This window comes from Neolewinella maritima, assembly GCF_923081025.1.
Classification (GTDB): Bacteria; Bacteroidota; Bacteroidia; order Chitinophagales; family Saprospiraceae; genus Neolewinella; species Neolewinella maritima.
Window position 1 is genome coordinate 489627 of sequence record NZ_CAKLPZ010000003.1, and the last position, 12907, is coordinate 502533.

The 12907-nt window shown below is 61.5% G+C and carries 7 protein-coding genes; 4 read left to right on the plus strand and 3 right to left on the minus strand.

Annotated features, from left to right (window positions below; all coding sequences use genetic code 11):
• The first annotated feature begins 67 nt into the window (after positions 1-67).
• On the plus strand, positions 68-391 hold the full coding sequence (locus MJQ68_RS13750; protein ID WP_238751708.1) for a hypothetical protein: 324 nt from the start codon (positions 68-70) through the stop codon (positions 389-391).
• Between the two features lie 10 nt (positions 392-401).
• Here MJQ68_RS13750 and MJQ68_RS13755 read toward each other — a convergent pair whose 3' ends face one another.
• Complete coding sequence (locus MJQ68_RS13755; protein ID WP_238751709.1) at positions 402-4667, minus strand: DUF5722 domain-containing protein; 4266 nt, start codon at positions 4665-4667, stop codon at positions 402-404.
• Between the two features lie 144 nt (positions 4668-4811).
• On the opposite strand from MJQ68_RS13755, the gene MJQ68_RS13760 reads away from it, so the two are divergent.
• From MJQ68_RS13760 to MJQ68_RS13770, 3 genes are all read left to right on the plus strand, one after another.
• Entirely contained in the window at positions 4812-5243 is a 432-nt protein-coding gene (locus MJQ68_RS13760; protein WP_238751710.1) for an energy transducer TonB, read from the plus strand.
• Positions 5244-5345: 102 nt separating this feature from the next.
• The gene (locus MJQ68_RS13765; protein WP_238751711.1) at positions 5346-8069 is read left to right on the plus strand and encodes an alpha-L-rhamnosidase; all 2724 of its coding nucleotides are present in this window, start codon (positions 5346-5348) and stop codon (positions 8067-8069) included.
• Positions 8070-8118: 49 nt separating this feature from the next.
• Positions 8119-10515: an alpha-L-rhamnosidase gene (locus tag MJQ68_RS13770; RefSeq protein ID WP_238751712.1), complete on the plus strand. Its 2397-nt coding sequence runs from the start codon at positions 8119-8121 to the stop codon at positions 10513-10515.
• 11 nt (positions 10516-10526) lie between these two features.
• On the opposite strand, the gene MJQ68_RS13775 is transcribed toward MJQ68_RS13770, so the two are convergent.
• Positions 10527-11387, minus strand: coding sequence for a sugar phosphate isomerase/epimerase family protein (locus MJQ68_RS13775; RefSeq protein ID WP_238751713.1), 861 nt, complete (start codon positions 11385-11387; stop codon positions 10527-10529).
• Between the two features lie 40 nt (positions 11388-11427).
• Positions 11428-12873 carry a sulfatase gene (locus tag MJQ68_RS13780; RefSeq protein ID WP_238751714.1) on the minus strand — a complete coding sequence of 482 codons (1446 nt, stop codon included), beginning with the start codon at positions 12871-12873 and terminating at the stop codon, positions 11428-11430.
• Between the last annotated feature and the right edge of the window lie 34 nt (positions 12874-12907).

Here is a 12907-nt window from a genome sequence, read left to right on the forward strand (position 1 = left end):
GAAAGTAGCCTGCGCTGTGGTCGGATCAGGACGCTAGATTAGGATACACTCCTTACGCCAGACCACTATGCACTACCTAATTTTCCTAGCACTACTTGGACTACCCCTTCTCGCCACCGCCCAGGAGCGGAGCAGCTACCCGCCGGTGAGCGAGGACGAACTCAAACTGGGGCACTACCCCCTTTTCGTGCCGGAAGAGCAACCGCCTGCGGCCACCATTCCATCACAGACCACCAGCGAGGTGAAGCCCGAACTCGAGTCAGGCCCCCTACTACTCTGGTGCCGGCCCTACCTGCGCTACCGGCAGCAACGCGCGATGCGCCGCCAGCATCCGACGACCGCCGAAGACTACCTGCTGGCGATCCAGCAGGCCGTCCCGGTAGTGTATTGACAACGAAAGATCAGCGTCCGCCGATCAGGAGGCGGCGCGTGATCAGCTCCCCGTTTACCTGAGCGCTCAGCAGGTACAGCCCCCGGGGCAGCCCGGCGAAGCGTAGCCGGAGCCGGTCCGCACGGATCTCCGTCCGCAGGGGTACCCGCGCGCCGCGTGCGTCGATCAATTGCAGTCGCTTGACCGAGGTGATCGGTGCTGACCACTGTAGATCGGTAAAGGTGCTGGCGGGGTTGGGATAAAGAAGGCCGGCGACGGAAGGTGCTGCTGCGGTAGTCCGGACGGATGCCGTGGTCGGTAGTTCACCACCCGAAGTAGTGATCGGACCGGGCTCCTCGCCCGAAACCAGCGTACCGTCGCGGTACAGCGTTACCCGGTCCGTCTGCACGTAGCTGGCCACGTCAGCGTAGCTGTAGTCGTTCGTCTCGTCGAAGCGGTTGTTCTCATTGGCCGAGATCTTAAAGCGCATGTCTCCGGTACTCCCATTGGCAGGAATGACGTAATCCGTCGCGAAGCGGATCTCCAGGTAGTAGTCCGCTCCGTCCAGGGCGGGCGTCACGGCCACGAAGGTTCCTGTAATGCCGGCAGCGAAGGGGATCTCCTCGTCCACATGAAACTTCAGCGGCAGGGTGTTCTCGGTGGTGAACCAGTAGCGGGCCGTCAGTCCGGTCAGGACTACCGGCTGCTCGGACACGTTGCGCAACCGCAGGATCGGGGTAATCTTCTGGTTGCCGGGCTTACCGAGGTCGCCGTTGCGGTAGTCCACCACCAGGGCGGGCGCGGTCACGTCCACTTCGTCGGAGTAGCAGGATAGCGTACTTGCATCGAATGCGATCGCTACGCGGTAGGTATAGTCCTGGCCCGGCGTGACGGTAGCGTCCGCGTAGGCGGTCTCGGTGGTGCGTCCCACTTCGGTGAAGGCCCCGTCGGTGGTACGGCGTTCGATCACGTACTCCGCACCGGCGGCCCCGCCCGTGTAGGTCACTGCGATGGTGGTGGGGGAGACGGTGGTAGCTGCGAGGCTATCTACGGACTGCAGGTCGATCACGAGCTCCAGGTCGTTGTCGACGAACAGGGTATCGCTGGCCAGCACCGTGCCGCCCTTGGTGATGAGGTAGGGCTGCGGTACGTTGGAGGCCACGTTGTAGAAGTCGACGAAGCCAGCCGATTGTGGGAACTTTTGTTCCCCATTGAAGCTCACGAGTACGTCGTCGAGGCTGGCGTCGCAGTTGACGATGTTCATGACCACCCGGTGGGGCGTGGTTTCGGTGGGTACCTGGTACTGGATCTCGGACCAGTCGCTGATGCCGATGGTCGATTTATAGGGGTCGAGTACGGCGTCTTCCTCATTGGTACCGGCGGCGTTCCAGACGTACCAGCCTTCCTTCTTTTCGTTGAAGCCATCGAAGGTGCCGGGCAGTACCGTCCAAAGACCGAACTCGAGGCCGGCCTCATTGGGGTTGTCGACCCAGCGGTGCAGCTGGATATTCTCGATGGAGGGCAGGCGACCGCTGGCTTTTTTCCAGAAGTAGGCCAGGGCCGCAGCCTGGGTGGTCTCATTCGCATTCGGGTTGCGTTCGCCATTGGAGCTGAAGCCGTTCTCGCTCAGTAGGATGGTGCGCACCTTCTTGCCGTTGTACAGCACGTTTTCCTGCCGCACGTAGGCGTCGATCATTTCCAGGTTGCGGGGCGTGATCTCCGCGGCGTTGAGGTTGAGGGGCGTCTTGGCCGGGGAGTCTTCCCACACCTTGGGGTTGAACAGGTTGGTAGGGTAGGAGTGCCAGCCGATGTTCCACTCGTAGTCGCCCTCGCGGGTGGTCAGGCGGGTGAGCACATCGAGGATGTCGCGCGACTTAAAGTTGGCGCTGCTGCCCGCTACGCTGTTCCAGTGCTTGGTGAAGCTGGCGAAGACCTTGGCCGTCGGATTGTGCTTGCGGATGGTGTAGTGCACCATGCGCATCGAGCGGTCGTAGATCTCGGTGTACAGCTGGTAGGGTTTCTGGCCGGCGTAGGTCCAGTTAGTGTGGGCATCGACTTCGTTGTGGATGATCCACTGGTCCATCCGCCCGTACAGCTTGTCGGGCCGGCTGTAGCGCTGCGAGAGGAAGTCGATCATGGCCGTGTAGGTTTCCACGCCCTCGGCGGTGGCTACGTTGGCCATGCTGTAGGGGCTGGAGCTACCCGCATCGATGGCGTCGGGGTAAACGAAGCGCCGCCGCAGCTCCTCGTTGCCGATGTTGAGGGGCACGAGCAGTACGAGTGCGGTCTTGATGTTGCTGTCGGTACACCGCTTGATGCTGGCGTCGAGCCGCTCCACGAAGGCCTGGTTGATGTTGTAGCTCTTGCCGTTGAACTCGTGGGTGAGGGCGGAAGGGTTGAGGCTGTAGACCCCGTTGAGCAGCAGATTGATCTTCATGCTCTTGATGTCGAGGTCGACCAGGTCGTCGAAGTTACTGATCGTGCGCTCACCCAGTCCGTCGAGGCCCTTGATGGTCTCGGCCTTGTCTTCGGGCAGGTTATTGCGGGCGATGTAGGCGATATCGGTGGGCCAGCTGGTGAAGGAGGCCAGGGCGTAGGTGTCCGGTCCGGTAGCCGTGACGACGGCCCAGCGGCTGTAGAGCCGGTCGTAGTCGCGATCGGCGCGGGGATCAAAGCGGTCTACTCGCGTGGTGAATGCCCCGTCGGTGACGTTCAGCGGCAGCACAGTGGAGAAGGTGTCTTGATTGAAGCCGTATTCCTGGGGGAGGATCTCGGCGAGGAAGTATTCCCCACTTCCGCTGACGGTACCCGTCACGGTGACGCCGGTGGTATCGACCTTGACCGCATCCACACTGCTGGCAAAGGTGGAGTTGAGGTAGGCTACGAAGTCCTGATTGATGATTCGACTCACGAATTTATCGCTGGTCTGCTCGTCGATCACCTCCTGGGCGGTCGGCTTGCGGAGTTGGATGTTGCGTACGAAAATCTCTTTGGTCTCTTCCTCATTCTTGCCGAAGTCGAAGCGGAAGTCGGTCCAGGCCTTATCCTGAAAGTTGTCTACGATCAGGCGGGGGTTGACGGTGAGGGTCGTCCAGCCCGTGGTGGCTGGTAGTTCCCCGGCGGCCAGCAGCTGACCGGCGTTGATGGGCGGACCGTAGAACAGCTCGAGTACGTTGTAGGCCTGCTCGGTTTTGTACTCCAGACTCAGGATGTAGGTAGAGTCGATGTCGTAGATGTCCGTGACGGTCTCACTGCGGATCCAGGGGTCGTTGCCGCTGGTTGCGAGCCGGTAGGAGCCGTCGGCGAGTTTGGTGGCGGTGAGCCCGCTGCTGGTCAGGTTGACGTTGAGTTCGATGTCGACGGTCTCCACCTCCTGGGGCGGGGTAAACTGCTTGCGCTCCTCGTTGGTGGGTTCGCGCAGGACGAAGTTGCTCACGGTGATCGACTTGCCGGGCTGGCGGCCGAAGTCGAAGCGCAGTTTACTCACCGCGGCCGCAAGCCAGTCGATATCTCCCTGCTGCATGAACCCGGTGAAGCGGCCCGTGGTGGGGTTGGCGGGCAGGGGGCCGAAGAGCGACATGCGCGCCGGTGTCCAGGGATCGCCGAAAAAGACACGGAAGTCGTCCAACTCCTGCTCCGACTGGTAGTCGAAGGTGAGCACATAAACCTCGCTGGGGGCATAAGCGTCCGTGAAGGGCTGGGAGGCCACCCAGGGGTCGACGCCGCTGGAGGTGATGGTGTAGCCACCGCTGCCGTCGGGGGTGACGGTGGTGGCGTTGGGGTTGGTCTCGTCGGGGTTGAGCGCCAGCTCGATCACCTCGGTCGGTGCCGGGGCCCGCAGTTGCAAGTTGCGGACCGTGATCTCCGCCCCGGCCGTTTTACTAAAATCGAACCGCAGTTGCTGAAAGGGACTGTCCCAGTTAGCCACCTCGTACTTCATGAAGGCCTTGAAGGTGCGGTAGCTGCCGTCCGTAGCCGGCAGGTCGGTGAAGGTGGCCCTGCGTACCGGGCTCACCGCACCGTAGAAGATCTCCAGAAAGTCGAGTCCGTCGGCCGCCAGGTAGTCGAAGCTGATGACGTACACCTGTTCCGGATCGTACGGTCCGGGCATGAAGGGTTGCACGGCTACCCAGGGGTCGCTGCCGGTGGTGGTGATGGCGTAGGTGCCGGCGGGTGCCTCGGTGATGTCCATCCGCTTGGCGTTCGCCACGTCCAGTTCCAGATCGAAGGTCTGTGCGCGGGCGCCGGTGCAGAGAAACGTACTGAGCGCGAAAAGCAGTAGGTAGAGGTGTTTCATGAGAGTTTGTTTCGTGATCGTGCTAAAGATCAATCGATATGTTCGTTTAAGCATCCTGTACTTACCTGGAGTAAATCATAATTTCGGTACACCAAAAGCCAAAACTGCCGCATCATGTGGCTACACTTTTAACCATACTTAACTATGCGATACCTGTACCTATCCCTTCTTCTACTACTGTCTGCCGCCGTCTTCGGCCAGACCGAAACCACCGATTCCGTCTTCACGGAGGTGGAGCAAATGCCCCTGTTTCGGGCCGACTGCAACAAGGCCAAGAAACAGAAAGTCTGCGCCGACCGCGCCATGATGGAATACATCTCCACCAACTTACGCTACCCCACGGAAGCCCGCAATGAGAAAGCGGAGGGCATGGCTGTGGTGTCCTTCATCGTCGAGACGGACGGCACGCTTTCCAGCCCCGCCATTCTGCGCAACCCCGGCTACGGGATGGGGGAGGAAGTCCTCCGCCTGGTCCGCGCCATGAACGCCGATGGCGTCAGCTGGACGCCCGGCATACAGGATGGCAAGCCGGTCCGCGTAGAATTTAAGCTGCCCGTGAAGTTTAAGTACGGCTAGCCCCGGGCCGGAGGCCAGACGGCCGTTTACTTTGGTCACCCTACACCACAGGATGCAGCTAGCCCCGCGGCAGATTAGCTTTAAGGTCACAGATCGTGTCCTATGCTACTTCCCCGCTTCCTTCTTGTCGTATTATCCTACCTGGCGTTCGCTGCCTTCACACCCGCCCCAACAACTGTCGAGGCACCCCTGTCCGTCGTGCAGCCGCGACTGGAGTATAAAACCAATCCCACCGGCATCGACGTGCCCGCGCCCCGCTTTAGCTGGCGGCTGGAGGGGGAGGGCCGCGACCGGGTACAGTCTGCCTACCGCATCGAGGTAGATAATGGCTGGGATAGCGGTAAGGTCGCTTCCAACGCCACGAACCAAATCGCCTACGCCGGCCCCGCCCTGCGGTCGGCCACCCCCTACCGCTGGCGGGTGCGGGTGTGGGACGGTGCCGACCAGCCTTCCGCCTGGACTGACTGGCAGACCTTCAGCACCGGCCTGCTGCACTTCAGTGACTGGCGGGGCAAGTTCATCTCCCACGCCGTAGGCTACGACACCACCGATAAGTACGGCGAGCTCTACCTGCCGCCGGCCCGCTACCTGCGTAAGTCCTTCACGGCCAGCAAGCCCATCCAGCGGGCCGTGGCCTATACCACCGCCCTGGGCCTGTACGAGCTACGGCTCAACGGCGAGAAGGTGGGCGAGCAATCCTTCCTGCCCGGCTGGACGGACTATAATAAGCGGCTGTACTACCAGACCTTTGACGTCACCGACCGGCTGCAGCAGGGCGAGAACGTGATCGGCGCCACCATCGCCGATGGCTGGTACGCCGGCTACATCGGTTACGCCCTGCTCGTGCGGCTGGATCGGGTGCGGGAGTTCTACGGCGTCAACCCCAGTTTCATGGGGCAGCTCCACATCGAGTATACGGACGGTACCACCGAGATCATCGCCAGTGACAACAGCTGGCGGGGCAGCACCGGACCCACCCTGGAGGCCGACATCCTGATGGGCGAGACCTACGACGCCCGACTGGCACGCACCGGCTGGGATCGGGCTGGCTACGACGCCAGCGACTGGGCCGCCGCCAAACTATATACCTATCCCGAAGGTCGCCTCCAGGCCTACCCGGGTACCTACGTGGAGGATCTGGAGCGCCTCACCCCCGTAGTCGTGACCGAGCCAAAACCGGGCGTCTACGTCTTCGACCTGGGCAAGAACGTAGCCGGTGTGGCCGAACTAACGATCCAGGCAGCGGCGGGCACGCAGGTGCAATTGAAATTTGGCGAACTGCTGCGCGAAGACGGCACCGTGATGACCGAAAACCTGCGCCGGGCCCGGGCCACGGACACCTATATCGCCAGCGGACAGGGTACCGAAGTCTGGCGACCGAAATTCACCTACCACGGCTTCCAGTACGTAGAGGTGACGGGGCTGGACGCCGCCCCCACCGCCGAGGCCATCACCGGCATCGCCATGAGCTCGATCGATATGGAGGCCAGCACCTTCGACGCGGCCAACCCCATGAACGAGCAGCTGTACCGCAACATCCTGACCACCCAGGCGAGCAACTTCTTCGAGGTACCCACCGACTGCCCGCAGCGCGACGAGCGGCTGGGCTGGACCGGCGACGCCCAGATCTACGCCCGCTCGGCTACCTACAATGCGGACGTAGCCGCTTTTTTCACCAAGTACATCATCGACCTCGACGATGCCCAGCGTTGGTACGGGGCCTACCCCAACTTCGCCCCCTTTCCGTACTCCCGTCCCGATCAGTACGCACCGGCCTGGATGGATGCCGGCGTGATCCTGCCGTACACCGCGTATAGGGTCTACAACGACACCCGCATCGTGGACTATGCCTGGGCGGGCATGACCCGCTTCATGGAGTTTCAGGCCGACGCAGCCGGCGATGATTACCTGCGCCCCGGTGGCGGCAATAACTGGGGCGACTGGCTCAACGTCGGGGAGAAAACGAGCGATGGCTTCATCGGAGCCGCCTACTACGGCTACGACGCAGCCCTGATGACCGAAATGGCCACCGCCCTGGGAAAGCTGGAGGAGGCCGGCCACTACGCTGCGTTGTTCGACAGCATTAAGGTCGCCTTTGCCCGCGAGTACATTCAGCCCGACGGCCGCACCACCGAGGACCTACAGACCACCTATGCCCTGGCCCTCTACTTCGATCTATACCCCGAAAAATTAGCCGCCGCCGGGGCCGCCCGCCTGGCCGAGCTGATCGAAGCCAACGGTGATAAGTTCACCACCGGCTTCCTGGGTACGAAGCACGTGATGCTGGTGCTCTCCGACTACGGCTACGACGACCTGGCCTACCGGCTGTTTCAGCAGACGGACTACCCCAGCTGGGGCTACTCAGTCGCCAACGGAAGCACCTCGATCTGGGAGCGCTGGAACAGCTACACCAAGGACGATGAGAGCAACGCCGAGGTCAACGCCGCCATGAACTCCTTCAGCCACTACGCCTTCGGCTCCGTAGCTGAATGGATGTTCCAGCATGGCCTGGGTATCGATACCGACGGACCGGGCTACCGGAATATCATCATCAGACCAGCCGTGAGTCGGGAGATGGACCGTATGGCGGGCAGCTACGAGAGTATCAACGGTACGATCCGCTCCGCCTGGGCGTACCGCGACGGGGGCCTGCACGTGGACGTCACCATACCCGTAAACACCACCGCGGCGATCTACCTGCCCGGCACGGAGGACGCACAGATCTTGGATGGAGAGGAAGTCATCGACACCGACTATGCGGACGGACGGCACCTGGTCAGGGTAGGATCGGGCAGCTACCAATTTACCGTAGGCAGCATCCAGTAAATCAAGCAGTATGCAGACTGTGCCCCGGATAATCGCTATGCTTTTCCACATGGCAGCAGCGATACTGCTATTAGCTATCCTAGGGTCGTGTGATAAAGAAGAACCTACGGATGCCCCCGCCATTTTGCCCGCAGCCCTCAGGGAATGGCAGGCGGAATGGATCGCCTTTCCTACGGTAGACAGCAACACGGTCGACACCCTGATCCTGCCCCCACCCGCCTATTTTCGGAAAGTATTTACCATAGCTGAAGCCCCGAGCGTAGCCACCGTGCACTTTAGCGCCCTGGGTCTGGCCGACGTACGGATCAATGGAACAAGGGTCACCGGAGACCGCTTCCTACCCGGCTGGACGGACTACCACCAGCGGCTCTACTACGTAAGCTACGACGTGACCGGCCTGCTGACCGGAGGTGAGAACACCCTGGAGGTTACCCTGGCCGATGGCTGGTATGCCGGCTACGTAGGCCCTAAATCCCTATCCAATCCCCTGAACCGGAATCTGTACGGCTCGCAGCCCGCTCTGCTGCTTCAACTGGAACTGACCGGGACGGATGATCGTCGTACGACGATCGTCACTGACAGCAGTTGGCAGGCCACCACCGGTCCGCTCCGCTACGCCGATCTGCTGATGGGGGAATACTACGATGCTAGGCGGGAGTTGGCCGGCTGGCAGTCCGTCACGCTACGGTCGGATACTCTAGTCGAGTCTACTCCCTATCCTGGGAACCTTGTGCGGTCCTACGCAGAGATCACTCCTGTTTCAGTCACGGAGCTACCCGACGGAAAATACCTCTTCGACCTGGGGCAGAACTTTGCCGGTCACGTGCGGCTATCCTACGATGGGGCCAGGGGGGACACCCTCATCCTGCGCCACGGTGAGATGCTGCACGCCGACGGCAGCCTGATGACCGAGAACCTTCGCTTTGCCCGGGCCACCGATACCTACGTCGCGGGCGGAGGGCAGGAGGTCTGGGAACCACGCTTCACCTACCACGGCTTCCGCTACGTAGAGGTCGCGGGACTCAAGTCACCGCCTACCGCTGACCTGATCACCGGCATAGCCGTCAGCGCCGCAACCCCGATGACCAGCACCTTCCGTAGCGGGGATACGCTCCTGAACCGGCTGTACAAAAATATCCTCTGGACCCAGCGATCGAATTTTTTGGAGGTACCTACCGACAGTCCGCAGCGCGACGAGCGCCTTGGCTGGCTCGGCGATGCCCAGATTTTCAGCCGCTCGGCGCTCTACAACGCCGACCTACATGCGTTCTACGGCAAGTGGCTGGCCGACGTGCGCGATGCCCAGTACGACTTCGGGGCCTACGCCAATTTCGCACCCCGCCCGTACCCTGACCTGGTCTGGTACTCCCCGGGCTGGATGGAGGCCGGGGTGATGGTGCCCTATAACGATTATCGATTTTATGGAGATACCTCCATCCTGCACGACCACTACGCCTCCATGGAGCGGTACATGGCCTTCCAGATCGAAAAGAGTGCGGCCACTGGCTACTTCTACCCCGAGCATTCCTGGACCGAGATCGGCCCGAAGGGTGGCTTCGGCGATTGGTTGTCGCTGACGGACCAGCACCTGGCCCACGACATTCTGGCCTCCCTCTACTTCGCCCATAGTCTGCGCATCATGGGGGAAATGAGCGATGCTCTGCTGCGACCGGACCGCGGTGCCTATTACCGGGATATACTCGCTAAATCAATGACCGGCTTCATCGATCACTACGTGGGCGAAGACGGTAGGTTTGAGATCGATACGGCTGCCTACGGCGACGGGGCGGGGTACTTTGAGGGGGAGCGCGGCTTTACGGGACATACGCAGTCCGGCTATGCCACGGCCATCTACTTCGACCTGCTGCCGGATTCCCTGGAGGCGCTGGCCGGTGAGCACCTCGTAGAGCTGGTACTGGCTGCGGATACTCTGCCGACCGCCGGTATCCTCGGTATCCGACAGCTACTTCCGGCACTGTCCAAGATCGGGCGGTCGGATCTGGCCTACGCGATGGTACTATCTACGCGTTATCCCGGATGGGGCTTTCAGCTGGCCAACGGAGCCACTACGATCTGGGAACGCTGGAACAGCTACACCCTCGATAAGGGCTTCAACGGGGAGATGAATACCACCATGAACTCCTTCAACCACTACGCCTTCGGGGCGGTGGGGCAGTGGCTGTTTGCCCAGGCGGTAGGGATCAGTCCGGCGGCTCCCGGATTCGAGCACATCACTATTCGGCCCGAAGTAAGCGAGCGGGTAGGACGCATGGCCGGTAGCTACGTAAGCATCCACGGGACGATCCGCTCCGCCTGGGAGTTCGAGGACGGTCAGGTGACCTTACGGGTTAGCATTCCGGAGCACACAACGGCCACCGTATACCTACCCGATGCGGAAGAGGAGGAGATCGGGCCGGGGGATCATGTATTCACCTTCACCCCTTAGGTCACATCAAGCTAGCGGTACGCAGCCTCCAACTGCCGGGATACCTCCGCGTAGGCGGCCGACCCCTGTTCGGACAGATCGTTCCAGCGGCACTCGATGACGACCATGCCGCGGTACCCCTCCGCGCGGAGGGCCGCGAAGTAGGGGGTGAAATCATCCCCGTGGGTGCCGGGCGGGGCGCGGTCTTCCCGCTCGGCAAGCTCGCAGTACACGGCGTACGGGCCGGTTCCGACGATGGAGCTGGCAGGCTCTCCGTCTACGAGCATGTGGTAGATGTCTACGCACAGCCGGAGGTGGGTATGATCCACGGCCTTTACGATCGCCAGCGCCTCTACCAGTGTGGTGATGAAGTTGCACTCCCCGCTATTCAAGTTTTCCAGGACCAGCAGGATGCCGTACGTCTGTGCTACGTCGGCCACTTTGCGGGCCATGTACACGAACTGCTCCGTTGCCCGGGCCTGTGCGAAGCCTTCCGGTACTTGCCGCGATCCTCCGCTTCCCCAGGTGATGAGCGTCAGTCCCGCCCGCTGTGCCCGCCGCAGTACGGTATCGACGTAGGCCAGGACGGCGGCTTCGTCCACTTCCGGTCCTACGACCTTCAGGTCTGCAGGAATGAACAGGTTGCAGCCGTACAGTGGCACCCGTAGTCCGGCAATGGTCGCCAGCTGCGCCTCAAATGCCTCCTCGCTGAGGTGGCGGGGAGAGAGTATCCGGGGCGTAGCATCCACCAGGACCGTGAAGCCGGCTGCATACAGCAGGCTGTCGTTTTCCAGTTGCTGCACCACGCCAATGGCGGGCACGGGGGGAGGATCGGCCTGTGCTGCAACCAGCTGACCGAATAGTATACCGATCGCAAGGAGTAGACTTTTCATACGCAGGTAGTAGGACTAAGATAAGTACTACCCAGACTTCTTACTTCAGCGCTGCGGTCCGTTTCGTTTCGGCCATCAGCCGTTCGGAAAGCTCCCTTACTCGGTCGGCATATTCGGGCTGCTCGGCCAGGTTATTGGTTTCCAGTGAGTCCGTGAGGTGGTCGAAGAGGGCCCGCGCGTAGGTCGTACCATTACTGTCGCGCCACTCGGTATACGCATAGCGTTCGGTGGTGATGTTGTCGCCGGTGATCCAGCGCGTGTACACCGCATCGTCCCAGTTAGCGTCTGGGTCTTCGAGCAGGGGAACGAGACTTTGACCGTCTAGTTGGGCGGGCAGTTCCAGACCGGCTAGCTCGGCCAGGGTGGGGAAGAGGTCGATAAACTCCACCATGGCCGACGTGCTTCCCGCCGCCATACCCGGCGCACTTATGATCAGCGGCACCCGGATGGACGAATTAAACACGGTATGTTTGCACCACATCGTATGGTCGCCCAGGTTCCAGCCGTGATCGCCCCAGAGCACGACGATGGTGCGGTCCGCCTCCCCCGTCTGCTCCAGCGCTCGGAGTAGCCGACCGATCTGAGCATCTACGTAGCTCACACTGGCGTAGTAGCCCTGGATCAGCGTGCGGGCGTAATCTTCCGGTAAGATCCGGTCATTGGGCACTCCGACATAATTCCGGAGTTCGCCGCTGTTGTGGAACAGCTCAGCGGGGGTGCCCTCGGCGCGGAAGTAGGTCGGGGGTAAGTCGATAGCGGTGGAGTCGTAGCGCGCCCAGTACGTTTCCGGCACGTTGAACGGCAGGTGGGGCTTTTTAAAGCCGACGGCCATAAAGAACGGCTCCTCCGTACCGCTGACCTCCGCCAGTTTGGCTATGGCGTAGTTAGCGAGCTTACCGTCCATGTAGGTGCTGTCGCCTAGTACGCCGCGTTCGAAGGCCGGCCCGCGGCCTCCATTATCCTCCTCGACCAGTGCGATGGCTGCGGCCGAATGGTAGTCCCGTCCGGCACCGTCTCCGATGCCGGGCATCCAGACGGGCTCGCTGTAGTCCTCCTCCCGGTCGCTTGCGTGGTGTAGCACTTTGCCCATCCCCAGCGTGCGGTAGCCGGCAGCCCTGAAGTGGCCGTGCAGGGTGGCTACCCCCGGGGCGTCTTCCGAAATACGTGTGCTGTAGTTCACAAAGTGGTCGCGCGTCGGCCGGATCCCCGTCATCAAACTGGCCCGCGAGGCACCGCAGACCGGTACGTTACAGTATGCATTGGTAAATACCATTCCCCGGGCCGCCAGTCGGTCGATGTGCGGAGAATAGATATGCCCGCGACCGTATACGCCCAGCTCCGGACGCAGATCATCCACGGCAATAAAGAGTACATTCGGTCGCTGCTGTGTACGGTCTACGTTCGCCCCCTCATCCGGGCGGGGAACGCAGGTGCAGAGCAGGACGGTCAGCAGCCACAGCGAGCAGTATTGGAGGTAGTTTGGCATGGGTATGCGTGAGGTTTATATCGCTAATTGGGGA